This window comes from Aquibium sp. ELW1220, from assembly GCF_030398385.1.
Classification (GTDB): domain Bacteria; phylum Pseudomonadota; class Alphaproteobacteria; order Rhizobiales; family Rhizobiaceae; genus Aquibium.
On record NZ_JAOAOQ010000061.1, the window covers coordinates 1 to 26,482 of the forward strand.

Below are 26,482 nucleotides of genomic sequence, written 5' to 3' on the forward strand. Positions count from 1 at the left end.
CGACCGCCTCCTCAACGTCGCCTGCGCCATGCTGAAAACCGGAACCTCCTTCGACCCCTCCCGGGCAACCCAGAAAACCTCTTGCTAAACGGTGGGGAGTCCCCCCCACTTCGTGGGGTTGAGGATAAGCCGCCGGCAGCGCTGCCGCCCATCCTCCAACCCCACGAAGTGGGGGGAGGTGCCGAGCGATGCGAGGCGGAGGGGGGGACGCCGCCGGATCCATCCGCGAGCGTCCAAGGTCTGGACCAGAGCCCATCCCCCCACCTTCGTCATCCCGGGCGAAGCGGAGGCGCAGACCCGGGAGCCGCGGCGGAGGGAAATACGGGGACAGTTTACTTAATTCGGTAGGTTCCGACGCCTTCCGCAGTCGTTCCCGATCCGAATCAAGTAAACTGTCCCCGCATTTCCGGCACCCGATCCGCGTCTGCCACCACCAAGGAAATCAACGACATCCACGAATTTCACCCCGCTCTGTCCACACCCCTCCCACGCTGCCGCACAATGGTCGCAGCTGAAGGAGGACGGACGACGTGGGTGGTGCGGTACGGAACGGGCGGAAGCTGAGGAGCATGATTGCGGTGCTCGGCTCGATGGCGGCCAAGGCCGACATCGCCGCCGGCCGCGCCTTTCCGGTGCGCTGGTTGGTGCTCTTCTTCCTGCGCATCGCCGAGCGCATCGTGCAGGCCCATGTCGCCAAGGCGCTGCGGGTCGAGCTGGCGGAGATCGTGGCCGAGCTCACGCCCGTCGCCGGTCCCGGCGACGCCAGCCCCGCCGATGCCGTCCTCCTCGCCTGGCGCCTCCGCTGGTACGCGACCGTGCTTGTCGCGATGCTCGACCGGCTCGGCGGCATCGACTGCCGGATGACCGGCCGCGACCGCGCGCCCGACCGGGCCGCCTGCCGAGACGGCAGGCTTGCCTGCGGCGGCGCGCGTCTTGCCATGGCCGGCGGTGACAGGGCCGGCTTCCCGCTGCCCCGGTTCAACGACACGTCGTAAAGGCGCGCCTGCGTCAGCGTGCAGCAACCCGGCAAGGCTCCGGCGACCGCGGCGGATTTTTCCACGCGGCGCGACGCCTCGCCTCGTCCATGAGGCGGCGGATGTCCCATGCGCTGACGCGGTCGCTCGCCATCAGCATCCGCACGATCGGTTCGTCCAGCAATTCGTCCAGTGTCGGATCGTTCTGCATCTCGGCCTCCAGGGCCCCCGCCAGCCGCGTCCTAGCGTCGGCCGGTGACTCCCTGATGTCGCGGGCGTGACGAAACATGTCCGTCTTCGCGGCGGCGGGTCGGATCGACGTCCCGGCGAGACTTGCCGGGCCTGCCGTTTCCTGAAATCTTGCCCCCCGACTCAAGGTTGGAAGGAAGACATTCGATGAAGACCCGCGCAGCCGTTGCCGTCGCCGCCGGAAAGCCGCTCGAGATCATGGAGGTCGACCTCGAAGGTCCCCGCGCCGGCGAGGTGCTGATCGAGATCAAGGCGACCGGCATCTGCCACACCGACGAGTTCACCCTGTCGGGCGCCGATCCGGAAGGCCTCTTTCCCGCCATCCTCGGCCACGAGGGCGCGGGCGTCGTCGTCGACGTCGGTCCCGGCGTCACCTCGGTAAGGAAGGGCGACCACGTCATCCCGCTCTACACGCCCGAGTGCCGCTCCTGCCCGTCCTGCCTGTCGCGCAAGACCAATCTGTGCACCGCCATCCGCTCCACCCAGGGCCAGGGCCTGATGCCCGACGGCAGCTCGCGCTTCTCGATCGGCAAGGACAAGATCTTCCACTACATGGGCTGCTCGACCTTCTCGAACTTCACCGTCCTGCCCGAGATCGCGGTGGCCAAGGTCAACCCCGACGCGCCCTTCGACACGATCTGCTACATCGGCTGCGGCGTCACCACCGGCATCGGCGCCGTCATCAACACGGCCAAGGTCGAGATCGGCGCGACGGCGGCGGTCTTCGGCCTCGGCGGCATCGGCCTCAACGTCATCCAGGGGCTGAGGCTCGCCGGCGCCGACATGATCATCGGCGTCGACATCAACAACGACAAGAAGGAATGGGGCGAGCGCTTTGGCATGACGCATTTCGTCAATCCGAAGGAGATCGACGGCGACGTCGTGCCCACCATCGTCAACCTCACCAAGCGCGGCGCCGACCAGATCGGCGGCGCCGACTACACCTTCGACTGCACCGGCAACGTCAAGGTGATGCGCCAGGCGCTCGAATGCGCCCATCGCGGCTGGGGCGAATCGATCGTCATCGGCGTTGCCGGCGCCGGCCAGGAGATTTCCACCCGTCCCTTCCAGCTCGTCACCGGCCGCACCTGGAAGGGCACCGCCTTCGGCGGCGCGCGCGGCCGCACCGACGTGCCGAAGATCGTCGACTGGTACATGGACGGCAAGATCCAGATCGATCCGATGATCACCCACCGGCTGTCGCTCGACGAGATCAACAAGGGCTTCGACCTGATGCATGCCGGCGAGAGCATCCGCAGCGTCGTCGTCTACTGATCCGGCCCCTCGCGGGCGCCAACGCCGGGAGTGCGCGACGTGGAACTTCCAAGCCTTCAGAATCCGCTGCTCGCGACCTATGCCATCGCCGCGAGCCTGATGATCCTGAAGGCAGTGGCCATGTCATGGCTGACCGTCATCCGCATGATGCAGGAAAAGGGCGGCTATCGATCGCCCGAGGATCTGCGCAGGACCCCGCTCAACCCGAACCCCGATCCGAAGCAGCTCGCGCCCAACGAACGGGTCGAGCGCGTCCGGCGCATTCACCAGAACGATCTGGAGAACATCCCGTTCTTCCTCGTCTCCGGCTTCCTCTTCGTCCTGACGGGTCCGCCGGTCTGGCTGGCCTGGCTGCTGCTCTACGGTTACGTCCTGTCGCGGCTCCTGCATTTCGCTGCCTATTTCACGGCGCAGACCCACGACATGCGCGCCACCTTCTGGACGGTGGGCTCCGTCATCCTGATCGTCATGACGCTGTGGACACTCGTCATGGCCCTTCTGACCTGAAGGAGGAAGGACCGGCCTGATGCAGGCGGCCGGCCGGTCCGCCCGGTCCCGGATCGTCCCGCTCCCGGGAACTTCCGGCGCGCCTGCGCATTGCTTCCGGCTCAAGGGCGTTCCAACGGGGGTATCATCATGACGATCTGGACCAGGGTTCCGCTGATGGCGGCGGGCATCTCGATGCTGGCGCTGGCCGCATGCAGCGACGAGCAGAACGTCCAGCGCGGCGAGGATGCGCCGGCCGTGACCGAGGCCCCGCAGGCGCCGCCGGCCGTAGGCACAAGCGACGATGCGCTGAACCGCATCGGCGAAGGCGCGGGCCTCATCCTCGACGGCGCCGGCGAACTGGCGCGCGACGCCCGCAGCCGCACCGAAGAGCTGCTCGAGGACGCCGGTCCGGCGCTCGAGCGGGCGCGTGGCTATGCCCGCGAGCTCGGTGTGGCCCTCAACGAACTCACCGAACGCGCGGTGCGCGAGTTCGCGGCGGGCGTCGAGGCACTGGAGCGGCGGATCGACGAGGCCGACGGCCCCGACGAGCCGGTGACCGGCGACAGTGCCGCGCTGCTCTCTGCGCCAGCACAGCTGCGCGCCGACACGCGGGCGGCGGCCCGCGCCGGCCCGGCGGGCGTCGGGCCCGACTATGTCGGCGTCTGGGCGGCAGACGCGGCATCATGCGCGCGCATCGACGTCGAACCTGTCGAGCAGATGGCGGTGATCACGCCGACGACGCTGCGCCGCTCCGAGGCGGTCTGCAACTTCGCGGAGACGCCGCTCACCGGCGGAACGGCCACGCTCGCCGCCTCCTGCATCGCCGAGGGCGACATGGAGGAGCGGTCGATCACCCTGGAAATGCCGCAGGACGACGCGCTGACCATCGACGGCTCCGCGTCCCTGGTGCGCTGCCATCTGCCCGAATGAGCTTCGCCTGTCCCCGTTCCGTCGCTACCCTCGTATGATGAGCAGAATCACGGGGAAGCGATGCAGCCTGTCCATATCTATGTCGACGCCGACGCCTGTCCGGTGAAGGACGAGGTGGTGAAGGTCGCCGAGCGGCACGGGCTCGTCGTCACCTTCGTCTCCAACGGCGGCCTGCGCCCGTCGCGCGACCCGATGATCCGCAACGTGGTCGTCTCGAAGGGCGCGGATGCGGCCGACGACTGGATCGTCGACAACGCGGTGGCCAACGACGTCGCCATCACCGCCGACGTGCCGCTGGCCGCGCGGCTGGTGCCCGGCGGCGTCCACGTGCTGGGTCCGACGGGACGACCGTTCACGCCGGAATCGATCGGCATGGCGGTCGCCATGCGCGACCTCAAGCAGCACCTGCGGGAGACCGGGGAGGACCGCGGCTTCAACCGCAGCTTCACCCCGCGCGACCGCTCCGAGTTCCTGTCGGCGCTCGACCGGATCGTGCGGCGGGCGCTCAGCACCCGCGCGGTCGGTTGAACGGCCTCCGACGCGATGATATCATGGCGCTATCAGCCGGAGGCATTCCCGTGGCCAGCATGATCATCCGCAACATCCCCGATGACGTCCTCGATCGCTTCAAGCAGCGCGCGAAGGCCGACGGCAAGTCGGCCGAGCAGCTGGCGCGCGAGGTCATCGCCGAGAAGGGCATGCCGGACCGGGCGGAGCTCATCCGCCGCATCGACGCGATCCGGGCCAGTTCGACGCGCGTTTCGGGGGTGGAGATCATCGACGAAATCCGTCGCGACCGGGAAACGAGCCTCGGCAAGGACGAAACGGGTCTCGCAGATGATCGTTGACACCAGTGTCGCCAGTCACTGGTTCGTGGACACCGAGTACAGCAGCAGCGCGGCGCCCTATCGGGAAAGACGTGATCTTTCTGCACCCCGGTTTCTCCTGCTGGAGACGGCCAACGTCCTTTACAAGCGCTCGCGTCGAGGCGACCTTCCGCCTGATCGCTGTGGCGAGAGCATTCTCCTGCTGCGCTCCATGGTTTCGACCTGGGTCGAGGACGAGACCCTCGTCGCGGCGGCAATCGGGATCGCCGTCGAGCGGCTTCATCCGGTCTATGACTGCCTCTACCTCGCCCTCGCGCTGCAACGCCGCGAACCTCTCGTCACCGCCGACCGCCGCCTTGCGGCCATGGCGCGCGACCTCGCCATCGAAACCGAACTGATCGAGCCATCGTCTTGAAAACAATCTCCACCGCAAAATCGCACGGCGGCACGCAGGGCGTCTACAGCCACGCCTCGGAGGCCTGCGGCTGCGACATGACCTTCGCGGTCTTCGTCCCGCCGCAGGCCAAGGACGGCCCCTGCCCGGTGCTCTGGTATCTCTCCGGCCTCACCTGCACCCATGCCAACGTGATGGACAAGGGCGAGTACCGGCGCATGGCGGCTGAACTCGGGCTGATCATCGTCTGCCCGGACACCAGCCCGCGCGGCGAAACGGTCCCGGACGAGAAGGACAACTGGCAGTTCGGCTCGGGTGCCGGCTTCTATGTCGACGCGACGGAGGGCCCCTATGCCGCCAACTACCGGATGCACTCCTATGTCGTCGATGAACTGCCGAAGCTGATCGCGGCGCATTTTCCAGCCGACATGGCGCGGCAGTCGATCTTCGGCCATTCCATGGGCGGCCACGGCGCGCTGACCATCGCGCTGAAGAACCCGGCGCGCTTCGCCAGCTGCTCGGCCTTCGCGCCGATCGTGCACCCCTCGACGGCGGACTGGTCGTCGAAGGCCTTCGAACGCTATCTCGGGGCCGACGAAGCGGCCTGGCGGGCCTATGATGCCTGCCTGCTGATCGAGGACGGCCACCGATTCGACGGCTTTCTCGTCGACCAGGGCAAGGCCGACGGCTTCCTGCAGGACGGGCTGCGCCCCTGGCTCCTGGAAGAGGCCTGCCGCAAGGCCGGCATCCCGCTCACCTTGCGGATGCAGGACGGCTACGACCACTCCTACTTCTTCATCTCCAGCTTTATGGACGATCACCTGCGCTGGCACGCGAAGCGGCTCGGCGCGGGCGGAGGCGACGCGGAATGACGCTCGCCGGTCAGACTCCGGGCAGGAATATCGCTAATGAACAAGAATGAGACGGTCGAAGAGGACACCCGGGTCATGGCGGTCGTGACACCCATCCACCGGCGGCTTCCCGATCCCGATACGTTCGGGGGTCGGCTGTCGCGCATCCGCGACGCGCAGGGCATGAGCACGGCGGCACTGGCGCGCCGCGTCGGCGTCCGGCAGAAGACGATCGAGCAGTGGGAGAGCGACCGCTCGGAACCCGGCGTCGAGCGTCTGGCCCTCCTGGCCGGCGTCCTCAACGTCAACCTCGTCTGGCTGCTGCACGGCGTCGGCGATGCGCCCACCGACGAGATCGGCCCCGATCCGCTGGCGGCGATCACCGTCCAGCTGGAGCGCCTGAAGCGGATGCACGAGGACACCGGCCGCATCATCGAACGCATCCAGCGCGAACTGACGCGGCTCGAAGAAGAGCGCTGATCGCGCGGCTCTTCGGCATGCCGGACAGCTGAACCTGCAGGCGCGACCCGCAGAGGCCCGACCGACGCCCTCAGGCCACCCTGGCGATCAGATTGCGGATCGTCGGATGCACCAGCGGCGACTCGCGGCCGATGAAGGCGAGCAGCGCCTTCTCGTTGTCGTGGACGGTGCCGTCGCGCGAGATCCGCTCCACCAGCCACGCCGCCTCGCCCGCGTCGATCGCCTCCGCCTGCGCGGACGCTCCGGCGCGTTCGGTGTTGCGGCTGCGCCATGCCTCTTCGAGGCCGGACGGGGCGCGGTAGGCGTCGAGGATGCTCTTCGCCCCGGCCGACGCCATCGCCCGGAAGAAGCCGGCGACGTCGATGCTCCTGTCGTCGAGAAAGGTCTCGTGGCGCAGCGCTTCCTCGCGCGAGGGCGGCGTGTAGCCCGAGGCGCACATGACGAAGTTCGCCATCGCCTTGACGAAGAGCTCGGTCCACTCCGGATGGTTGGGCGCGCCCACCGTCCGGTCGTTGAGGTCGAACAGGATCTCCGCCTCCTCCCGGCTGATGCCGATGCCGGCGCCGCCGCCGAAGGCATGGAGGATGCGGCGCAGCAGGTCGACTTCCGCCTTGCCGATGACGCCCGGCACGAGCGTCCGGCCGTCCGGCATCCGCAGGACGCCGTCGACCACCGCCTCGGCGACGAGGCCGAGGGCATGGGCCGAAAGGCTTGCCGGGGAGGTTCGGGCCCGCTCCAGCACCGCGATCAGCACCTCGAGTTCGGTCGCCGGTCGCGCCGACTTCGCCGCGGCGACCAGCCATGCCGCGTTGGCCTCGGAGACGTAGCCTGCCGGAACCTCCTGGTGCACCAGATGGTCCGTCAGCGCCTCGACGAGGAAGGACGTCCATTCGGGGCAGGTCGAGCCCGCACGACCGTCCATGGCGAAGAGCCGCTCGGCCTCCGCCCGGGAGACGCGGCCGTCGGGGAAAACCTCCGCCCTCAGCCGCGCGACGTCTTCCACGCCGATGCTCTCGTGGTCGCCCGGGCGCTCCGACGCCGACACCGAACCGCTTGCTGCCATGTCCTTCACCCCGCGACCGACCAGACCCGACTTCGGGCGGAGACTAGCCGCTTTGGCTTGAGGAATGGCGAAGACGGGTGGTTAGCGAAGCTTTAGCGTCCGGGGACCCGCGCCAGCAGTTCCGCCAGCACGGGCGGCAGAAGCCCCGGCAGGTCCTCGGCGATCAGGCCCGGTCCGAACCGCGACCCCGCCTCGGCATGCAGCCAGACCGCCGCGCAGGCCGCCTCGAAGATGGGCATGCCCTGCGCCAGCAGCCCGGCGGCGATGCCCGCCAGCACATCGCCCGATCCGGCAGTCGCCAGATAGGGCGTGCCGTTGGCGTTGACGGCGGAACGGCCCGACGGTTCGGCGATCACCGTGTCCGGTCCCTTCAGGACAACGACCGCGTGCGACTGCCGGGCAGCCTCCCGCGCCCGCTCCAGCTTCGACAGCGTCCGGTCGGCGGCGATGTCGGGGAACAGGCGCCGGAACTCGCCCTCGTGCGGCGTCAGCAGCGCCAGCGGCTCTGCCGGCTCCGGCCGGTCGAGCATCCGGAACAGCGCCTGCGGCTCCTCTTCGAACGACGTCAGCGCATCCGCGTCGAGCACGAGCCGCAAGGCGCCTTCCCCCGCGAGCGCCGCGAGCGCGCGCACGAATTCGACGCAGCCGCTGCCCGCACCGAAGCCCGGCCCGATGACGGCAGCAGCCAGCCGCCGCTCGCGCGCGAAGGCCACGGCGTCGTCCGGCGTCTCGGCGCGGCGCAGCATGATCGACGTCAGGTGCATGGCATTGACCTGCAGCGCAGCGCCCGGCGACAGGACCGTGACCGCCCCGGCCCCCGCGCGGGCGGCAGCCAGCGCCGCGAGCCGGGCCGCTCCCGTGGACGAGGCGCCTCCGGAGAAGACGCCGACGTGGCCTCGCGAATATTTGTGCGCTTCGCGGTGCGGACGGGGAAACCAGTGCAGCCACAAGGGCGGCCCGTTTCGAAAGGCGCGGCAGCCGATGTCTCCCAGGACCGTTTCCGGAATGCCGATGTCGGCTTGCACCGTCGCGCCGCACAGGCTGCGGCCAGGCTCCAGCAGGTGGCCCGGCTTCAGCCGGAAGAAGGTGACCGTCAGGTCGGCGCGGATGGCCGTGCCGAGCGGCTGGCCGGTCCCGCCCGAAACGCCGGACGGCAGGTCGACCGCGACCACGGACGCGTTCGAGGCATTGGCCCGGTCGATGGCGTCGGCGGCCGGACCGGTCACCGCGCGCGCAAGGCCCGCGCCGAACAGCGCGTCCACGACGACGTCGCCGGCGCGGGGCTGAAACTCCGCCAGCGGCCGGATTGGCCGACCCCAATCCGCGCGGGCCCGGCCGGCATCGCCGCCATGGGTCGGCGCATCGCAATGGACCTGCACGCCGAGGCCTGCCTCCGCGAGACGCGCGGCGGCCACGAAACCGTCGCCGCCATTGTTTCCCGGTCCCGCCAGCACAAGGACGCGTGCCGCACCGGGATAGCGGACGAGAATCTGGGCCGCCACGGCCGCACCGGCGTGGCGCATGAGCGCGTCGCCGTCGAAGGGGCCGGATGCGATGGCGAGACGGTCGGCCCTGGCCATTTCGTCGGGTGTGAGGAGTTCGAGAGTCATGCCGCCATCCGTGGATCGAGGAGGCAGACTAGTCGGAACCGGATGCGGCTGGCAAACGGAGCCGATGCACATTTCTTATGCCATATGCCTATTTTGTGGTCACGCTCGATTGCGCCTTTGGGCTGCTTCCGGCAGTTTCACCGCGGCGAGCCCGACCTCGTCCCGCCCAAGCCCGCGCGAAGCTTCGGAACCTCCGTGGCGGCGCTGCGTCAGCCGAATTTGCTGCCAATCTGGCACGGTTCGTGCTTTGGTTTGGCGGAAGCGGGCTCGATTTGCCGCGCATATCCATCGGAGGCCCCATTCGGATGAAGAAAATCGAAGCGATCATCAAACCGTTCAAGCTCGACGAGGTGAAGGAAGCCCTTCAGGAAGTCGGCTTGCAGGGGATCACGGTCACCGAAGCGAAAGGTTTCGGGCGCCAGAAGGGGCACACCGAACTCTACCGGGGAGCGGAGTATGTGGTGGACTTCCTGCCGAAGGTGAAGGTCGAGGTGGTGCTCGCCGACGAATCCGTCGACGCGGCACTCGAGGCCATCCGCAAGGCCGCACAGACGGGGCGGATCGGCGACGGCAAGATCTTCGTCTCCAACATCGAGGAAGTCGTCCGCATCCGCACGGGCGAGACCGGCGTCGACGCGATCTGATCCGTCGAAGCCGTCCACAACAGTTTCACATCGTCAGACAGGGAAAACGAAATGACGACAGCCAGCGACATCATGAAGCAGATCAAGGACAACGACGTTAAATTCGTCGACCTGCGCTTCACCGACCCCAAGGGCAAGCTCCAGCACGTGACGATGGACATCGCCGAGGTCGAGGAGGACATGTTCGCCGACGGCGTGATGTTCGACGGATCCTCGATCGCCGGCTGGAAGGCGATCAACGAGTCCGACATGGTGCTCATGCCCGACCCGGAAACGGTCCACATGGATCCGTTCTTCGCGCAGTCGACCATGGTCATCCTGTGCGACATCCTCGACCCGGTGTCGGGCGAGTCCTACAATCGCGATCCGCGCGGCACGGCCAAGAAGGCCGAGGCCTACATGAAGTCGGAAGGCATCGGCGACACCATCTATGTCGGCCCCGAGGCCGAGTTCTTCGTGTTCGACGACGTCAAGTACAAGGCCGACCCCTACAACACCGGCTTCAAGCTCGACTCGACCGAACTGCCGTCGAACGACGACACCGACTACGAGACCGGCAACCTCGGCCACCGTCCGCGCGTCAAGGGCGGCTATTTCCCGGTGCCGCCGATCGATTCGCTGCAGGACATGCGCTCGGAAATGCTCACCGTCCTCACCGAGATGGGCGTGCGCGTCGAGAAGCATCACCATGAGGTCGCGGCCGCCCAGCACGAGCTCGGCATCAAGTTCGACACGCTCGTCCGCAACGCCGACAAGATGCTGATCTACAAGTACGTCGTGCACCAGGTCGCCAATGCCTACGGCAAGACGGCCACCTTCATGCCGAAGCCGATCTTCGGCGACAACGGCTCGGGCATGCACGTGCACCAGTCGATCTGGAAGGACGGCAAGCCGACCTTCGCCGGCAACGAATATGCCGGCCTGTCGGAGACCTGCCTCTACTACATCGGCGGCATCATCAAGCACGCCAAGGCCATCAACGCCTTCACCAACCCGCTCACCAACTCCTACAAGCGTCTGGTGCCGGGCTACGAGGCCCCCGTGCTGCTCGCCTATTCGGCGCGCAACCGCTCGGCGTCCTGCCGCATCCCCTTCGGCTCGTCGCCGAAGTCGAAGCGCGTCGAGGTCCGCTTCCCCGATCCGGGCGCGAACCCCTACCTCGCCTTCGCGGCGATGCTGATGGCCGGCATCGACGGCATCAAGAACAAGATCCACCCCGGCCAGCCGATGGACAAGGATCTCTACGACCTGCCGCCGAAGGAGCTGAAGAAGATCCCGACCGTCTGCGGCTCGCTGCGCGAAGCCCTGATGAGCCTCGACAAGGACCGCGGCTTCCTGAAGGCCGGCGGCGTGTTCGACGACGACCAGATCGATGCCTACATCGAGCTGAAGATGCACGAGGTCATGCGCTTCGAGATGACCCCGCATCCGGTCGAGTTCGACATGTACTACTCGGTCTGATCGTCCTCCCGGACATACGACGGATGGAGCCGGGGCATTGCCTCGGCTCTTTTCGTTCTGGAGAGCCAGGTCTGCGCCGCCGGTGATCGGGATGCGCGAACGGTGCCGTCGCGACTTGACAGATTGTCGTTTTAAAACTACATCTCCTCATGGTCGAACTGAAGCAGACGGAGACGTTCCGGAAGTGGTGGATGCGCCTTGACGATGAGCGCGCTCGCGGTGTGATCTTCGCAAGGCCGGACCGCCTTGCGTATGGCCACACCGGCGATGCGCGACCCGTCGGCGACGGCATCAGCGAATTGCGCATCCACCACGGTCCCGGCTATCGCGTCTACTTCCAGCGACGTGGCGATGCGATCGTCATCCTGCTGTGCGGAGGCGACAAGAGCACACAGGCCAGGGACATCAGGACCGCGAAGCGCCTTGCGGCGGAATGGAACCAATGAAGATGGCAGAGAAGCTCACGACCTTCGACCCGGCAGAGGGCCTGACCTCCCACGAGTCCGTCGCTGCCTTCATGGCGGAGGCCTTTGCGTCGGAGGACGCTGGTTATATCTCCCATGCGCTCGGCGTCGTGGCGCGTGCCAAGGGCATGACCCAGATCGCCAACGAGACAGGGCTCTCGCGCGAGCAGCTCTATCGCTCGTTCAGCGCCAGCGGCAACCCGACGCTCAAGACCACCCTCATGGTCATGAAGGCTCTCGGCATTGAACTGACGGCAAGGTCTCCAGCGCACCGGTCGGAGCCCACTTGAGCCTGGACGAACTGGCAGCATGCCGGCGGTGGCGATGTCGATCCCGAGCCTGAACTGTGATAGCTCCGCACTGGCACGCGCATCTAAAGCATGTCTCCCGAAAGTGGGCAACGGTTTCGGGCGAAAGACATGCTCGAAGACACAGTCCTAAAGCGTGCGGAGCGAATCTGAAAGATCGCGACACGCTTTAGGGACCGAACACAGGACGAGCAGGCATGAAGATCGCGACCTGGAACATCAACGGCGTCAAGGCGCGGATCGAGAACCTGCTCGCCTGGCTGAAGGAGAGTCAGCCCGACATCGTCTGCCTGCAGGAGATCAAGTCGCTCGACGAGAACTTCCCCCGGCTCGAGATCGAGGCGCTGGGCTACCATGTCGAGACGCATGGCCAGAAGGGCTTCAACGGCGTCGCCATCCTGTCGAAGCTGCGCTTCGACGAGGTCAACCGGCGCCTGCCCGGCGACGAGAGCGACGAGCAGTCGCGCTTCATCGAAGGCGTGTTCTCGACGAAAGCGGGCGTGCTGCGCGTCGTCTCGCTCTATCTGCCCAACGGCAATCCCGTCGACACGGAGAAGTTTCCCTACAAGCTCGGCTGGATGGAGCGGCTGGAGCGCTGGACGGCCGATCGCATGGCGCTGGAGGAGCCGCTGGTGCTCGCCGGCGACTACAATGTCATCCCGCAGGCGATCGACGCGAAGAACCCGGCCGCCTGGGTCGGCGATGCGCTTTTCCAGCCCGAAAGCCGGGCGGCGCAGCGGCGGCTGGAATGGCTCGGGATGACCGACGCGACGCGCGCCGTCACCGGCGAGCAGGTCTTCACCTTCTGGGACTACCAGGCCGGCGCCTGGCAGAAGAACAACGGCATCCGCATCGACCATCTGCTGCTGTCGCCGGAAGCCGCGCGGCATCTGTCCTCGGCTGCGGTGGAAAAGCACGTGCGCGCCTGGGAGAAGCCCTCGGACCATGTGCCGGTGGCCATCGATCTGGCGCTCGAAGCGGCCTGACGGCGCCCGGCCGGACCGGTTTCGACGCCTGCACGGTTTTCGCTGGTCCGCGACGGCATCCCGTGAGACACTTCGCGGATGGATCGTCGGGCCACCCTCCTCGCGATTGCAGCCATCCTGTCGCCATGGGCCTCATCGGCTGCGCGGGCAGACTGCAAATGCGCGGCCAACGGAACCCGCTACGAGATGGGGGCAGTCGTCTGCATCCGCAGCCCGGCCGGCAGCTGGCTCGGCCGATGCGGCAAGGTTCTCAACAACTCGTCCTGGACGAAGCTCGGCGACGGCTGTCCGCTGACGCTCGAGATGCGCGGCGAAGCCCCGCCCCTGTCGCACCCCGCCGGGCCGCGCCCGGCCGACCTGCGCCGGGCGATTTCGGGCTGAGGCGCCGCTGCCGCGAGGCGAGCTGGCGTGGGACGGAGTAAATGCGGGGACAGTTTACTCAATTCCGGCGCCGGCCTGGTGCCTTCTGCCGGGCTACATTGACGGAATTAAGTAAACTGTCCCCGTATTTACTCCGCATTGCCCGCCAGACCATCGTCGGCCTGGAGCGTCGAGAGGCACGGGAAATCGTGCGGGTTCAGCGGGCGCCGCGGCGCAGCATGTCTTCGGCGAGCGCGATGGCGGTGCGGCGGTCGGATTCGCCGGCAAGCGAGAAGGCTTCTTCCTGCAGGCTGCGGATCCAGATCCTGTCGGAGGGGGAGGCGCGCTCGAGCGCGGCGGTCATCATCGCCAGACCCTTCACCACCTTGCCGCTCTGGAACAGCAGGTCGCCGAGCGTCGCCTGCGCACCGGAATGGCCCTTCTCGGCGGCGAGCTGGAACCAGCGGCCGGCCTGCTTGACGCTGACCTTGACGCCTTCGCCCCTGAGGAACATCCGGCCGATCTCGTACTGCGCGGCCGGGTTGCGGTAGGTGGCGGCGGCGCGCATGTAATAGTCCTGCGCGGCGGCCGGGTTCGGCTGCACCGGCGTGCCGGGAATGCCCGTGCGGACATAGCCGGCCAGCGCCACCAGCGCGTCGGAGACGTAGCTCTCCTCCGGACTGCCGGGCTCCACATCCTGCTGCACGATCAGGCTGAACGCCTTGAAGGCTTCGTAATCGTTGCGCTGGACGCCGTCGCCCTCGGCATACATGCGCGCCAGCTTCCAGCGGGCGCCGAGCTGGCCCTTGTCGGCCGCGTAGCGATAGGCCTCGACGGCCTCCTGCTTGTGGCCCTGCTTGTAGGCGTCGAAACCAAAGCGGAAGATGTCCCAGGGACTGGAACCCTTCTCCTGCATCGTCCGGGGATCGAGCGCGAGCGCGCTCCCGGCTGCACTCAGCCCGGCTCCAACGACAACGCTCCACAGGGTCGCACGGACCCACGCACTCATCGGCATTTCAATCGGCTTTTCTTGCCAGGAGGACGGGCGATCCAGCACGGCCGGCGCGGCTCGTGGAGCCCTCCCCCGACCGCAGATCGTTCCCTGTCACCATGACATCCACGTTCCGTTTTGTACCCGACACGGGCAACTCTTCGAGCGAAGGCCGCACATGCCGCCTTCCTGATAACCCATGAGTTGCTACTCGTTTATGGCGGGAACGCGGCAGCCGCCAGTCGGCGAATGCCAGCGTGAATTCTTCCTGAACGAGTGTTGCGGAATCGACACTGCCGGCACGCCCGGCGCCCGCACAGGCGGGCGCGGGACCCGGATCCGCGGGCCCAGACGCATGTCTCCCGAAAGCGGGCACCGGTCTCGGGTGAAAGACATGCGCGAAAACAAAGACCTAAAGCGTACGGCGCGAATCCGGAAGATCGCGACACGCTTCAGGCTTCGCTCTCGCCCTTCTTGCGGGTCAGGATCGACGCCGCGACGGAGCCGAGGATCAGGATGGCGGTGACGGCCAGTGCTGCCGTCGACGGCACCTTGTAGACATGGGCGAGCAGCATCTTGCCGCCGATGAAGATCAGCACAAGCGACAGCCCGGTCTTCAGGTGGTGGAACTCGCGCATCATCCCCGACAGGACGAAAAACAGCGCGCGCAGGCCCATGATCGCAAAGACGTTGGACGAGAAGACGATGAAGGGATCGTCCGAGATGGCCAGCACGGCGGGGATCGAATCGACCGCGAAGATGAGGTCGGTGAACTCGACCGTCATCAGCACCACGAAGAGCGGCGTCATGTAGAGCAGCCCCTGCCGGGTGACGAAGAAGCGCGAGCCCTCGTATTCGTCGGTGACACGGCCGGTCTTCTTCAGGAGACGCACGATCCGGCTCTGGCCCGGATCGATCATGTCGTCGCCCGACATCATCATCTTGTAGCCGGAGAAGACCAGCAGCGCGCCGAGCGCCATGCCCACCCACTCGAACTGGTCGACGATCTTGACGCCCGGCACGATCAGCGACAGGCGCATCGCGATGGCGCCGACGATGCCGTAGAACAGGACGCGGTACTGCGCCTCCGGCGGCACCCGGAAATAGCTGAAGATCAGGGCGATGACGAAGATGTTGTCGAGCGACAGCGCCTGTTCGACGAGATAGCCGGTCAGGAACTCGGCTCCCCGGTCCGGACCGCCGAACCAGAACACGCCGGCGCCGAAGATGAAGGCGAGCGTGACGTAGCCGGCGACGGTGACGCCCGCCTCGCGCGGGCTGATCACATGGTCCTTGCGATGAAGAACGAAGAGGTCGACGAACAGAATGATGGCGACGAAAGCCAGGAAACCGGGCCAGAGCCAGTCGTGCAGATCCATGGGGGAAAAAGCCTGCGCCGCGTGAGCGCGCCGTCGTTCGGTCCGACATCACAGGCGACGCCTCGCCTGTCAGAGGGGCCCGGCCCGGGAGACGGCCCTATGTGCGCCCGAACGGGCCGCTTTACAAGCGGCCCGTGCGACAGGAACCGGGAAATCGGCCCGGCGGCAGGTTGGCCGCCGGCAGCGTTGCCGGCTCAGGCCTCGCCCGTCACCCGCTTCAGCGCGACCGTCAGGCGATCGAGGACGGCCACGAACTCGGCGCGCTTCTCGCGCTCGGCCTCGACGATCTCGTCGGGCGCGTTGGCGACGAACTTCTCGTTGCCGAGCTTCTTGTCGATGCGGTCGATCTCGGCCTGCGTCTTCGCGATCTCCTTGCCGATCCGCACGGCCTCGGCCGACAGGTCGATCAGATCGCCGAGCGGAATGCAGGCGGTCGCCTCGCCGACCACGATCTGCGCCGAGCCCTTGGGAGCCTCGGTCACCAGCGCGATCTCGGTGACGCGCGCCAGCCGCATGATGGCGGGCGAATGACGGCCCAGCCGTTCGCGCGTGACGGCATCGGCACCCACCATGGCGAGCGGCGCCTGCGCTGCCGGCGGCACGTTCATCTCCGAGCGCACCGAGCGGATGCCCGAGACGAGGTCGACCAGCCAGTTGATCTCGTCGGCTGCGGCTTCGTCGGCGAAATCCGGCTGCGGCCAGCGGGTCAGGGCCAGCATGTCCTCGCGTTCGCTGCCCTCCGGCGCCGTGCGCGCCCAGAGCTCTTCCGTCATGAAGGGCATCATCGGATGCAGCAGCTTGTAGATCTCCTCCAGCACATGGGCCACGCAGGCGCGCGACTCGGCCTTGGCGGCTTCGTCCTCGCCCATGAAGACCGGCTTGAGCAGTTCCAGATACCAGTCGCAGACCAGGTTCCAGACGAAGGAATAGGCCGCGCCCGCCGCCTCGTTGAAGCGGTAGCTCTCGATGCCCCGGGTGATGGCACCGGAGGCGCGCGTCAGCTCGGTCAGGATCCAGCGGTTGACGGTGAGCCTGGCTGCGCCCGGCTCGAAGGACGGATCGATCGCCGCGCCGTTCATCTCGGCGAAGCGGGTGGCGTTCCACAGCTTGGTGCCGAAATTGCGGTAGCCGGCGATGCGGGCCGGATCGAGCTTCACGTCGCGGCCCTGCGCGGCCATGATGGTGAGCGTGAAGCGCAGCGCGTCGGCGCCGTATTCGTCGATCAGCTCGAGCGGATCGATGACATTGCCCTTCGACTTCGACATCTTGGCGCCGTTCTTGTCGCGGACGAGCGCGTGGACGTAGACCGTGTGGAAGGGCTCTTCCTCCATGAAGTGCAGGCCCATCATCATCATCCGGGCTACCCAGAAGAAGATGATGTCGAAGCCGGTGACCAGCACCGAGGTCGGGTAATAGGTCTTCAGTTCATCGGTCCTGTCCGGCCAGCCGAGCGTCGAGAACGGCCACAGCGCGGACGAGAACCAGGTGTCGAGCACGTCGTCGTCGCGAACCAGGATGTCGCCGGGTTGGAAGTTCTCCAGCTTCTCCTCGACCCAGGCCTTCCACGGGCCGTCGAGCGCGAGATAATACTCGACCGCCGCTTCGAGCGCCTGCTTCTCGGTCTTCTCGACGAAGACGTGGCCGTCGGGCCCATACCAGGCCGGGATCTGGTGGCCCCACCAGAGCTGGCGCGAGACGCACCAGGGCTGGATGTTCTCCATCCACTCGAAATAGGTCTTTTCCCAGTTCTTCGGCACGAAGCTGGTCCGTCCCTCGCGCACCGAGGCGATGGCGGGCTTGGCCAGCGTCGCGGCGTCGACATACCACTGGTCGGTCAGGAACGGCTCGATCGGAACGCCGCCGCGATCGCCGTGCGGCACCATGTGGCGATGCGGCTCGACGCGGGCGAGGAAACCGCCCTCCTCCATGAGGTCGACGACCAGCTTGCGCGCCTCGAAGCGGTCGAGCCCGTCCAGGCGATCCCAGATCTCCTCGCGCATCAGGTCGAGCTCGAGGCCATCGAGGAAATCCTCGTTGTCCTTCAGCGTCACCTTCGCTTCGACCGTCAGGATGTTGATCGCACGGAGGTTCCGCCGCTTTCCGACCTCGAAGTCGTTGAAGTCGTGCGCCGGCGTGATCTTCACCGCGCCCGTACCCTTCTCCGGATCGGAATAGTCGTCGGCCACGACGGGGATACGGCGGCCGACCAGCGGGAGGACGAGGTTGCGGCCGACGAGGTGGCGATAGCGCTCGTCGTCGGGATGCACCGCCACGCCGGTGTCGCCGAGCATCGTCTCGGGGCGCGTCGTCGCGACGGTGATGAAGGTGGTGGGGTTCTCGGGGTCGAAGGCGACCCCGTCGATGGGATAGCGGAAGTGCCAGAGGTTGCCGTTGACCTCGTGCTGCTCGACCTCGAGATCCGAAATCGCCGTGAGCAGCTTCGGGTCCCAGTTGACCAGCCGCTTGTCCTTGTAGATCAGGCCCTGCTTGTAGAGCGTGACGAAGACCTCGACGACGGCCGTCGAAAGGCCCTCATCCATGGTGAAGCGCTCGCGCGACCAGTCGCAGGAGGCGCCCAGCCGCTTCAGCTGGTTGACGATCATCCCGCCGGACTCGTCCTTCCACTCCCAGACGCGATCGATGAACTCCTCGCGGCTCATGTCGCGGCGGCGGATCTGGCGCTCGGCCAGCTTTCGCTCGACGACCATCTGCGTGGCGATGCCGGCATGATCCATGCCCGGCTGCCACAGCACGTTCTTGCCGCGCATCCGCTCGAAGCGGACGAGGATGTCCTGCAGCGTGTTGTTGAGCGCATGCCCCATGTGGAGCGAGCCGGTGACGTTGGGCGGCGGGATCACGATGGTGAAGGGATCGGCGCCGTGCGCAGCACCGGCGCCGGCACGGAAGGCGTGCTCCTCTTCCCAACGGCGGGCTATTATGGGCTCGACGCTCAATGCGTCATAGGTCTTGTCAAGCATTTCGGGGCGTCCGCGCTCGCAGGGCAAAGGGGGGCGCGCCGATGCCCGGCAGCCCCTGGGACCCGGTGTAAAGCCGATGGGTCAGGGGGAGTCAACCGCCCCGGGAAGCGCCAATCGACGCTGCCCGCGCATGGTCTTGCGCCCCGGCGCGGCATGTTCGCGTGTCGAAGGCGGCCGAACGGGCCTGCAGCCGCGCCGGGCCGGGCGCCGGAGCCAGGGTCAGCGGCCGCCGCGCGCGACGCGCTCGATCTCCTCGCGCACCAGCTTCTCGACCAGCGTCGGCAGGTTGTTGTCCAGCCAGTCCTGGAGCATCGGGCGCATCATCTCGGAGGCCAGTTCGTCGAAGCTCTTGCGGCGGCTGGCCTCGAAGGCTTCGGAAAGCTCGCCGAAGGCCGCGGCGACCTGGCGGCCTGTCCGCTCGGAAATCAGCGATGCCTTCTCGACCGCCGCAGGCGCCATCTGCGCCGCCGGTTCCGCAGGCGCGGAAGCGGCCGTTTCAGCGACGGGGTCCGCCATGACCGGCTCGGGCGCGGCGGGGCCATCGAAGATCGACGCGGACGCAACGGGCTCGGCCGGCTCGGGCTGGCGGGCCTCGGGCTGCGTCTCAAGGCGCGCGGTTCCGGGCGCCGGCTGCGGCATCGCCGGCGCCGGGTCGGGCTGGCGCATCGCGGCCGCAGGCTCGTCCCTGGCCGCGCGCAGAGGCTTCGACAGCTCGAATGCCGCCATCGGCGCGTTCGCCGCAACCATCTCCACCCGCTCCGGCTCGGCCGGGCCCGCCCGCTCCTGCTCGGGCTCGCGCCCGGCAAGCACGTCCTCGGGCTTGCGCACCTGGTCGCTGTCTTCGATGATGCGGCGGATGGAGGCGAGGATCTCCTCCATCGAAGGCTCGCGCTGCGCGCCACCCGCCTGTGGCAACTTCAGTTCAGCCGCGTGACTGGCCATCGCTTCAATCTCCATGCCCGATCGATGATCGGCCCCCGAATCATGCTGCAAGCCTAGCGCTTTGGCACTCTGGAGAGAATCCCCGGCGGGACCGCACGCACCCTTTCGCACAGATATCCGGCGCAGGGCCGCCGGCCGAAACGAAAGCGGCCGCGCAATGCGCGGCCGCGACCGGGATGCGACGGAAAAAGGGTCAGCGGCCGTCCGGCGTGCGCAGGCCGAACCACTTGTCCTTGATGGCCTCGTAATGCTCTTCCGGCTTGTAGGTGGCGACCTGCAGCCCGAGGCTCTCGACGCCCAGCCGGCCGACCGCCGACAGGATGGCGAAGCTCGCCAGCACCACGTCATGCTCGGCGCTGACCAGATCGACCTGGGCGTTGATGACGTCGGCCTGCTGGTCCAGCACGTCCAGCGTCGTGCGCTGGCCGACATTGCGCTCCTCGATGACGCCGTTGAGCGCCAGCTGCGCGGCCGACACGAGCTCGCGGTTGGCGGCGACGACTTCGGCACCGGCCTGGAACTGCGTCCAGGCCGAGGTGACGGCAGCGCGCACCTGATCGCGGCTGACGTCGACCTCGATGCGGGCCTGGCCGAGCGATTCCTTCGACTGGCGAACGAGCGCCGAGGTCCGTCCGCCCTGGTATAGCGGGATCGTCAGCGTCGCGCCGATCGAGGCGGAGTTGCTGTAGCCGTCGGAACTCTGACTCGCCGGGGAGGAATCGGAAAAGCTGCGGGTGAGGCCTGCGCTCGCGGTGACGCCCGGAAGCAGCGCGCCTTCGGCCGAATTCACCGAGAAGCCGGCGGCGTCGACGAGATGCTGGGTGGCAAGGATCGCGGGATGGCGCACGAGCGCCAGTTCGATGGCCTGGCCGAGGCTCTTCGGCAAGAGCTTGGCGACCGGGCTCACCGGCTGCAGCTTGCCCGGCGCGTCGCCGATGACCTGGCGGTAGGTCGCCTCGCTCGACTGGGCGGTGGCGCGCGCCAGGCTCAGCTGCGCCACGGCGGCCGACCGGCTCGCCTCCGCCTGGGCGACGTCGGTGCGGGTGCCCTCACCGACATCGAAGCGGGAGCGCGCGGCGCGGACCTGTTCGCTGAGGAACTCGAGGTTGCGCTCGCGCAGCACGGCGATCTGGCGGTCGCGGATGACGTCGAGATAGGCGGTGGCGGCGCTGTAGAGCGTGTTCTGCTCGGTGTTGCGCAGCGATTCGCGCGCCGCGAGGACCTGCGACTTCGCGGCGAGCACGTTGTTCCTGGTCTGGAAGCCGTCGAACAGGGTCTGGTTGATCTGCACGCCGAAGGAGCCGGTGCGGATGCTGGCCTCGGATATGCCGGACCTGTTCGTGTATTGCAGCGACCCCGTCGCCGAGATGGTCGGGCGATAGCCGGACTTGGCGATGGCCACGTTCTCGTCGGTCACGCGCACGTCGGCGCGGGCCGAATTCAGGGAGGAGTTGTTCTGGTAGGCCTTGGCCAGCGCCCCCAGCATCGTCTCCGCGCTGGCCTGCCCCGGCGACACCACGGCGGCCGTCACCAACAACGCTGCCAAGAGTTTCTTCAAATTCGACGCCACGACGGACCTCATCACATGACTGGACGCGTACAGTGCGTCCCCCAAATTCCGGATCGGGCCTGGGCCCGACCTGCACCTCGAACTCCCTCCCGAATCGCACCGCCGAAACGATAATTCGTACGCTTGACCAAGATGACTTCAGCCGGCGGGGCGCGCAAGCCCTCAGAACTCGAAAGCCTTTTCCTTCTGGAAGCCCGGCAGCGACCTGACGGCCGCATTGAAGCCCCGCCGCCCCGAGATGCCGGTCCCCTGCTTGACGTAGAGCTTGGCGGTCCCCGCATTGCCATGGCCCTCGACCACGACGAGACGGCCGCCATCCTTGACCTGATCGAAGAGCTGCTGCGACACTTCGTCCACGGCGCCTTCCACGACGATCACGTCGTAGGGCGCCTCGGAGGCATATCCGGCCGGCAGCGGCCCCTGCACCACCGCGACATTGTCGTATCCGAGTTCGGCCAGCCGTGCCGTGGCTTCGTCCGCCAGGGTGGCGTCGCTTTCGAGCGCGATGACGGAACCGGCGACGAGCGACAGGATCGCGGCCGAATAGCCCGTTCCGGCCCCGACATCGAGCACGACGTCGGAGGTGCCGATGTCGGCCAGCTGCAGCATCTTGGCGAAGGGCGACGGCTCCATGAGGTAGCGCCGCTCGCTTGCGCCCGGCGGCGTGATCTCGAGGTCTTCGTCGATATAGGCCAGGGGCTTCAGGCGCGATGGAACGAAAGCCTCGCGCGGCACCGCCATGAAGGCGTCGAGAAGCGGAATGCGGTTGACGTCCGTGGTCCGAAGCTGGCCGTCGACCATCTTGGCCCGCTGCCGCTCGAAGTCAGCGCTTGTCGTCAATGTTCGTCTCCGCCGGCCTGCCTTCGATCAAACGGGGGAAGCAAGCGTCCCCTCGCGAAACAGCCGGCGCTGGAGGCCTCGCCCGGAATCGAACCGGGGTGCAAGGATTTGCAGTCCTCTGCGTAACCACTCCGCCACGAGGCCTCGCCGCGATCGGCTGTCTATGGGCGATCTGTTAACAGAGGGTCAACGGGCCGACAAGCGCCCGGCGGCAAAATCAACCGCTGTCTGCGATCTGTCGCAGCGGCGGCGAAGCCCGCCCGCGGCCGACCGCGCCATCGATCGCGGGCCGGCCGGCCGCTGCCGGTGCTGCCACGGCGCAAACAATTCCGCGCCGTCCCTTTGAAGAGCGGCACGGCCGGCGACGCAGCCCGATGCTCATCCCTCCGATCCACGGCGGCCACGCCGGACGATGCCGCTTCGGTAAAGTCTCGGCGGTGGGTTCGCGATGGCGACAGCGGCGGCGGCGGCGAAGCCATCGCGCCCGCCGGAGCCCGTCAGTCGCTGCCGCGCCGGCGATGCCACCACACGGCCATGCGCCGGCGCCAGCGGCGGACGGAGGGGATGTCGTAGGACAGCACGAGGAGGCCGGAGGGAATCATCCAGAAGCCCAGCACCGGCAGGAAGCCGAGGAAACCTCCGACGATGAGGGCCGAGCCGGACGCGATGCGCAGCCGGCGCGACCGGGGCATGCGGATCCTGCGGCCGAAGGCATTGATCGTCGGCCCGCCCCGCGGCTCTCCGCCCGGCGCGCCCGCCTCCGTGTCCTGCCGATCGCCCATGCGACGTTCCTCTTTTCTGTCCGGCCTGCCACGACCGCAGCCCCGGCGACCGGCGCGAAGCCGGCCCGACGATCCCGGCGGCACCGAAGCAATCCAGGCCCGCCCCGAACGCGCCGGCGAACGCCCCGATCCCGTCTTCGCCGACTGCTATATCGGTCGGGCACCGGGTTTTTGCGACCGGCCCTCCCCCCTCCCGGAAAAAAATGCATTTGGCGCTTGGCAAGCCGGGAAAGCGTTTGCTATAGGCACCGCACTTCGCGAGCGCTGTTCCCCGGTAGCTCAGTGGTAGAGCAACCGGCTGTTAACCGGTTGGTCGCTGGTTCGAATCCGGCCCGGGGAGCCACTTTCAGCATCCACGCGACTGCGACCCCCTGATCAAGCCCCTGATTTCCCTGTCGAAATCACCGACGACTCCGCGGTACGCATATTCACTCGCGCAGTTTTGCTAACCATTTCGCTAAACAATTTGCCATACACGCATCCATCCTGTGCTTTAGTGAAGACCACATACATCGCATGGACATGTGGCTATGAAGCTCGTTCGCCGGATGTGAATCGGCGTGCAAAAATTGGACGCCGATCCGGGGTCAACTTTGCGCGCCGATTGACAGCCAGCAGTCGCTCCAGAAAATCCATCAGGTCGCCGACCTGAGGCGTCTCCCTTAGTCGCTGAGATGTCGGACGCCAGAACCGGGCTATGCGACCGGCGGCGGCGGCCCTCATAGCTAGGAGATCGCCGACCGGATCGCCCTGCGGCACGCCCTCCCTCCGAGCCTCTTGTCTTATGCGGCGGTAGGCAATCTCGAAACGGAGGCGGTCCTGATCCTTTGCATAGATCTTCAGGTTGACGTCGTTGGTGAGGTCGATGGAGAGCCACCGCGCGTCGCGATTGCAGCCGTCCCCCGAGAACTTGGTCGCCTCGATATCGCAACTCACGGCGGCTGCCACACGCTCGATTTCCACGACACGAGTCGTTGGATCTGGGTCGAGCAGGTCCCAGCAAATCTCGGCCTGTTGGACAGTTCCGTAGGAACACGGCCTGTTTCTTGTCAGCAGTTCCGGGGGCAAGTCGAGTTCGAGTGCGAAAAGCGCCCTGACGTGGTCACAGTAGATGCGCAGCGCGCGGGCTATGAATGCCGACCGTTCGGAGAGTGGTATCCTCCGCAGCACCGAAAATGGGACGAGGTTATCGTTCCCGTCCAAGCCGGCGGGCCTAGCAGCCCCCTGTTCGATACGCAGCGCTTCGCAAGGATGCAGGTCTGCGATCTCGGCGAGGGAGCGACCGGCATGGTGGGCGAGGAACCGATTGAGGTTCATAGCGAGCGTCAGCTTGAACTCGAAACGGCCATTCCGGGCCACAAACACCTTCGAGCCCGTTTGGCCGTTGACCGACGCGAATAGCCACCGATTGGGGGCCACCTCGACGTCAACATGGTGTGCTGTAGACAGCCTCCCTTTCTGCATGAGTAGGCGCCCACGCCCTTCGTAGGAGCCTTCCCAGCTTAGACGAGCTTCTCGGATGTCTGGGAAGCTGTCCGGGTTGCACTGGCCTCGGCATTCCAACGTAATCTGAAATCGGTCGATGAATGCTTCCTGCCATGGAAATAGGTGTGAGGCCGGATACCGTGGATCGAACCACTTCAACCCGTCACGTAGCCGTATTCTGTGTCCCGTGTCTGGATACCGCGTATGGTCCACGATGCCCGCTATCGGGACGATTTGGATTTGTTCTCCCCTACTAGGGAGCGGCGGGCTGGAAGGCTGTACTCCCCACCGGGCGGGCTCCCTGTCGTTGTCGTTGCCGTGCATTTTGCCCTCGCCCGAAATGTTCTCCGGTAGAGTTATTAGACGCCAGGCAGGTTTGACAAGAGACTTTACCTTGCCAACGGTCTTTCTTTTTGATGAAATTTCGCACCTACATTTTATACGTACGACACATTATTTGTAAACGCGCGTTTTTTCTGGGATTGAGAGCGAATGGTCGGGGTTTTTTCCTTCCGCGTGTTCATTCAATTCTCACATACGGGCCTCAGGACCACGTTTCGTTGAAACCGGTTGCAACGCCGTGGTCCGATGATCAGGCGGCCAGTATCCGGTAGACTGAGGACCGGCCGATATCGAGACGGCGGGCGATCTCCATCGGGCCCACTTTCTCGGCGGCCAGCTTTCGGACCTCATCGGCCTTGGCGCGGGCGGTCGGTGCACGTCCCTTGTACTTCCCGTCCGCCTTCGCCTTCGCGATCCCCTCGCGCTGGCGCTCTAGCATAAGCTCGCGCTCGAACTGTGCGATGCTGCCGAGCAGGTTCAACATCAGCTTGCCGGTCGGCGTTGATGTGTCGAGGTTCATGTCGAGGATTTTCAGCGCCACCCCCTTCTTGGCCAGCACCTCGGTGATCCTGACGAGATCGGCGACGGACCGAGCCAGCCGGTCGATTTTCGCGACAACGAACTGGTCGCCCTCCCGAAGGTAGTCCATGGCGTTGTCGAGTTGGGTCGCGCCGAGACCGACGAGACGCGCTCCGAGAACAGCTTCGTCACTCCGGCCTCTTTCAGCAGGCGCTCCTGAGCCGCTAGACCTACGACCTGCTCGGTGGTGGATGTTCATGCGTAGCCGACGATAGCGCCCATGTCATACCAACGGTCATATTCCCTGACCGACATGCGCCCAGTCCCGCATTCCGATCGACGTGATCGTGTGTGGCTGGGCGAGAAGCTTGCGCCAGGCGTCGCAGGCGGCCTCGATGATCGCCTCGTAGTCGGCGAAGACGCGGTTCGACAGCCAGTTGCTGCGCAGGTACTGCCAGACGCTTGCCCCCGGGCTTGACCCGGGGGTTCTCGACCGGGTTCATACCAACGGTCATATTCCCTGACCGACATGCGCCCAGTCCCGCATTCCGATCGACGTGATCGTGTGTGGCTGGGCGAGGAGCTTGCGCCAGGCGTCGCAGGCGGCCTCGATGATCGCCTCGTAGTCGGCGAAGACGCGGTTCGACAGCCAGTTGCTGCGCAGGTACTGCCAGACATTCTCGACCGGGTTCAGCTCCGGCGCCCGCGAGGGCAGGAAGATTGGCGTGATGTTCTTCGGCACCTTCAGCCTGGCGGTCGTGTGCCAGCCGGCGCGGTCCATGATCAGCACGGCATGCGCACCCCTGGCGATATGCCGGCTGATCTCGTCGATGTGCGCCTGCATGGCCTCGGTGTCGACATAGGGCATGGCCAGCGCCGCCCCCGTTCCCCGCGCGGGACAGATGGCGCCGAACAGGTAGGCCGAGGTGTAGCGCTGGTCGGCGGGCTGGCGGGGCCGGGTGCCGCGGCGCGCCCACTGCCGAACCACGCCGTTCTTCTGGCCGATACGGGCTTCGTCCTGAAACCAGATCTCGACCGGCTTGTCCTTCGGCAGGTCGGCGAGGTGGGCGCTCAGCGTGCGCGCGAAGTTTTTTTATAGGCCTCGACGATCTCGCCATCCTGCGCCGGATGGCGCGGCCGCGCGCTGACGTGGCTGAAGCCCAGCTGTTCCAGGAGCTTGCCGACATAGCGCTCGTGATAGGCCACCCCGAAGCGCTGCTCGATGACGCGCTTCAAGTCGACGCGCCGCCACCGCACCACGCCGTCGACCGCGAGGTCGGGACCTTGCT

The 26,482-nt window shown here is 66.7% G+C and carries 27 protein-coding genes, 2 tRNA genes and 1 pseudogene; 16 read left to right on the forward strand and 14 right to left on the reverse strand.

The annotated features are described in order from the left end of the window. The first annotated feature begins 569 nt into the window (after positions 1 to 569). Positions 570 to 995: a hypothetical protein gene (locus N1F91_RS28855; protein ID WP_289997251.1), complete on the forward strand. Its 426-nt coding sequence runs from the start codon at positions 570 to 572 to the stop codon at positions 993 to 995. A gap of 13 nt (positions 996 to 1,008) precedes the next feature. Here N1F91_RS28855 and N1F91_RS28860 read toward each other — a convergent pair whose 3' ends face one another. Next, entirely contained in the window at positions 1,009 to 1,263 is a 255-nt protein-coding gene (locus N1F91_RS28860) for a hypothetical protein (protein WP_289997252.1), read from the reverse strand. Between the two features lie 107 nt (positions 1,264 to 1,370). Here N1F91_RS28860 and N1F91_RS28865 point away from each other — a divergent pair, with 107 nt between their 5' ends. The 8 genes from N1F91_RS28865 (at position 1,371) to N1F91_RS28900 (ending at position 6,469) form a co-directional block, all read left to right on the forward strand. Continuing rightward, a complete protein-coding gene (locus N1F91_RS28865) occupies positions 1,371 to 2,498 on the forward strand; it encodes an S-(hydroxymethyl)glutathione dehydrogenase/class III alcohol dehydrogenase (RefSeq protein WP_289997253.1) in 1,128 nt (375 codons plus the stop codon). A gap of 39 nt (positions 2,499 to 2,537) precedes the next feature. Then, a complete protein-coding gene (locus tag N1F91_RS28870; RefSeq protein ID WP_289997254.1) occupies positions 2,538 to 3,005 on the forward strand; it encodes an MAPEG family protein in 468 nt (155 codons plus the stop codon). 129 nt (positions 3,006 to 3,134) lie between these two features. After that, positions 3,135 to 3,917, forward strand: coding sequence for a hypothetical protein (locus N1F91_RS28875; RefSeq protein ID WP_289997256.1), 783 nt, complete (start codon positions 3,135 to 3,137; stop codon positions 3,915 to 3,917). 60 nt (positions 3,918 to 3,977) lie between these two features. Next, the gene (locus N1F91_RS28880; RefSeq protein ID WP_289997257.1) at positions 3,978 to 4,445 is read left to right on the forward strand and encodes a YaiI/YqxD family protein; all 468 of its coding nucleotides are present in this window, start codon (positions 3,978 to 3,980) and stop codon (positions 4,443 to 4,445) included. A gap of 50 nt (positions 4,446 to 4,495) precedes the next feature. Then, complete coding sequence (locus tag N1F91_RS28885) at positions 4,496 to 4,765, forward strand: hypothetical protein (protein ID WP_289997258.1); 270 nt, start codon at positions 4,496 to 4,498, stop codon at positions 4,763 to 4,765. Next, positions 4,755 to 5,159 carry a type II toxin-antitoxin system VapC family toxin gene (locus N1F91_RS28890; RefSeq protein ID WP_289997259.1) on the forward strand — a complete coding sequence of 135 codons (405 nt, stop codon included), beginning with the start codon at positions 4,755 to 4,757 and terminating at the stop codon, positions 5,157 to 5,159. The genes N1F91_RS28885 and N1F91_RS28890 overlap by 11 nt, the downstream gene beginning before the upstream one ends. After that, complete coding sequence (fghA, locus tag N1F91_RS28895; protein WP_289997260.1) at positions 5,156 to 6,010, forward strand: S-formylglutathione hydrolase; 855 nt, start codon at positions 5,156 to 5,158, stop codon at positions 6,008 to 6,010. The genes N1F91_RS28890 and fghA overlap by 4 nt, the downstream gene beginning before the upstream one ends. Positions 6,011 to 6,046: 36 nt before the next feature. After that, a complete protein-coding gene (locus N1F91_RS28900) occupies positions 6,047 to 6,469 on the forward strand; it encodes a helix-turn-helix transcriptional regulator (RefSeq protein WP_289997261.1) in 423 nt (140 codons plus the stop codon). 70 nt (positions 6,470 to 6,539) lie between these two features. Here the strand turns inward: N1F91_RS28900 and N1F91_RS28905 are convergent, their stop codons facing one another. Together N1F91_RS28905 and N1F91_RS28910 are read right to left on the reverse strand one after the other, a co-directional pair. Beyond that, the gene (locus N1F91_RS28905) at positions 6,540 to 7,532 is read right to left on the reverse strand and encodes a hypothetical protein (RefSeq protein ID WP_289997262.1); all 993 of its coding nucleotides are present in this window, start codon (positions 7,530 to 7,532) and stop codon (positions 6,540 to 6,542) included. Between the two features lie 92 nt (positions 7,533 to 7,624). Beyond that, positions 7,625 to 9,142 (reverse strand): NAD(P)H-hydrate dehydratase, encoded by a 1,518-nt coding sequence (locus N1F91_RS28910; protein WP_289997264.1) that lies wholly within the window; start codon positions 9,140 to 9,142, stop codon positions 7,625 to 7,627. A gap of 305 nt (positions 9,143 to 9,447) precedes the next feature. Between N1F91_RS28910 and N1F91_RS28915 the strand changes: the two genes are divergently transcribed. The 6 genes from N1F91_RS28915 to N1F91_RS28940 all read left to right on the forward strand — a co-directional run bounded on the left by N1F91_RS28915 (position 9,448) and on the right by N1F91_RS28940 (position 13,386). Continuing rightward, positions 9,448 to 9,786 (forward strand): P-II family nitrogen regulator, encoded by a 339-nt coding sequence (locus N1F91_RS28915; protein WP_187970864.1) that lies wholly within the window; start codon positions 9,448 to 9,450, stop codon positions 9,784 to 9,786. A 51-nt stretch (positions 9,787 to 9,837) separates the two neighbouring features. Continuing rightward, positions 9,838 to 11,247, forward strand: a complete 1,410-nt coding sequence (glnA, locus tag N1F91_RS28920) for a type I glutamate--ammonia ligase (protein ID WP_289997266.1) — start codon at positions 9,838 to 9,840, stop codon at positions 11,245 to 11,247. Positions 11,248 to 11,396: 149 nt separating this feature from the next. Beyond that, the gene (locus N1F91_RS28925) at positions 11,397 to 11,693 is read left to right on the forward strand and encodes a type II toxin-antitoxin system RelE/ParE family toxin (protein ID WP_289997268.1); all 297 of its coding nucleotides are present in this window, start codon (positions 11,397 to 11,399) and stop codon (positions 11,691 to 11,693) included. A gap of 2 nt (positions 11,694 to 11,695) precedes the next feature. Beyond that, positions 11,696 to 12,001: an addiction module antidote protein gene (locus N1F91_RS28930; protein ID WP_289997269.1), complete on the forward strand. Its 306-nt coding sequence runs from the start codon at positions 11,696 to 11,698 to the stop codon at positions 11,999 to 12,001. Between the two features lie 215 nt (positions 12,002 to 12,216). Further along, positions 12,217 to 13,005, forward strand: coding sequence for an exodeoxyribonuclease III (gene xth, locus N1F91_RS28935; RefSeq protein WP_289997270.1), 789 nt, complete (start codon positions 12,217 to 12,219; stop codon positions 13,003 to 13,005). A 78-nt stretch (positions 13,006 to 13,083) separates the two neighbouring features. After that, positions 13,084 to 13,386, forward strand: coding sequence for a hypothetical protein (locus N1F91_RS28940; protein WP_289997271.1), 303 nt, complete (start codon positions 13,084 to 13,086; stop codon positions 13,384 to 13,386). 196 nt (positions 13,387 to 13,582) lie between these two features. On the opposite strand, the gene N1F91_RS28945 is transcribed toward N1F91_RS28940, so the two are convergent. From N1F91_RS28945 to N1F91_RS28980, 8 genes are all read right to left on the reverse strand, one after another. Then, complete coding sequence (locus N1F91_RS28945) at positions 13,583 to 14,380, reverse strand: tetratricopeptide repeat protein (protein WP_289997273.1); 798 nt, start codon at positions 14,378 to 14,380, stop codon at positions 13,583 to 13,585. Positions 14,381 to 14,808: 428 nt separating this feature from the next. After that, the gene (locus N1F91_RS28950; protein ID WP_289997274.1) at positions 14,809 to 15,735 is read right to left on the reverse strand and encodes a TerC family protein; all 927 of its coding nucleotides are present in this window, start codon (positions 15,733 to 15,735) and stop codon (positions 14,809 to 14,811) included. 194 nt (positions 15,736 to 15,929) lie between these two features. Beyond that, positions 15,930 to 18,713, reverse strand: coding sequence for a valine--tRNA ligase (locus N1F91_RS28955; RefSeq protein ID WP_289997275.1), 2,784 nt, complete (start codon positions 18,711 to 18,713; stop codon positions 15,930 to 15,932). Between the two features lie 219 nt (positions 18,714 to 18,932). Beyond that, the gene (locus tag N1F91_RS28960) at positions 18,933 to 19,655 is read right to left on the reverse strand and encodes a DUF2497 domain-containing protein (RefSeq protein WP_289997276.1); all 723 of its coding nucleotides are present in this window, start codon (positions 19,653 to 19,655) and stop codon (positions 18,933 to 18,935) included. Between the two features lie 193 nt (positions 19,656 to 19,848). Then, positions 19,849 to 21,225, reverse strand: a complete 1,377-nt coding sequence (locus tag N1F91_RS28965) for a TolC family outer membrane protein (RefSeq protein ID WP_289997277.1) — start codon at positions 21,223 to 21,225, stop codon at positions 19,849 to 19,851. A gap of 162 nt (positions 21,226 to 21,387) precedes the next feature. Next, the gene (locus N1F91_RS28970; RefSeq protein WP_289997281.1) at positions 21,388 to 22,026 is read right to left on the reverse strand and encodes a protein-L-isoaspartate O-methyltransferase; all 639 of its coding nucleotides are present in this window, start codon (positions 22,024 to 22,026) and stop codon (positions 21,388 to 21,390) included. Positions 22,027 to 22,135: 109 nt separating this feature from the next. Next, positions 22,136 to 22,209: transfer RNA gene (locus tag N1F91_RS28975), tRNA-Cys, on the reverse strand. Positions 22,210 to 22,562: 353 nt separating this feature from the next. After that, on the reverse strand, positions 22,563 to 22,847 hold the full coding sequence (locus N1F91_RS28980; RefSeq protein WP_289997278.1) for a hypothetical protein: 285 nt from the start codon (positions 22,845 to 22,847) through the stop codon (positions 22,563 to 22,565). Positions 22,848 to 23,115: 268 nt separating this feature from the next. Here N1F91_RS28980 and N1F91_RS28985 point away from each other — a divergent pair. Then, positions 23,116 to 23,190: transfer RNA gene (locus N1F91_RS28985), tRNA-Asn, on the forward strand. 185 nt (positions 23,191 to 23,375) lie between these two features. On the opposite strand, the gene N1F91_RS28990 is transcribed toward N1F91_RS28985, so the two are convergent. The 3 genes and pseudogenes from N1F91_RS28990 to N1F91_RS29000 form a co-directional block, all read right to left on the reverse strand. Continuing rightward, positions 23,376 to 24,311, reverse strand: a complete 936-nt coding sequence (locus tag N1F91_RS28990; protein WP_289997279.1) for a hypothetical protein — start codon at positions 24,309 to 24,311, stop codon at positions 23,376 to 23,378. Between the two features lie 613 nt (positions 24,312 to 24,924). Continuing rightward, complete coding sequence (locus N1F91_RS28995; protein WP_354670574.1) at positions 24,925 to 25,452, reverse strand: recombinase family protein; 528 nt, start codon at positions 25,450 to 25,452, stop codon at positions 24,925 to 24,927. A gap of 252 nt (positions 25,453 to 25,704) precedes the next feature. Next, positions 25,705 to 26,482, reverse strand: a pseudogene (locus N1F91_RS29000) (IS630 family transposase); the annotation flags it as partial.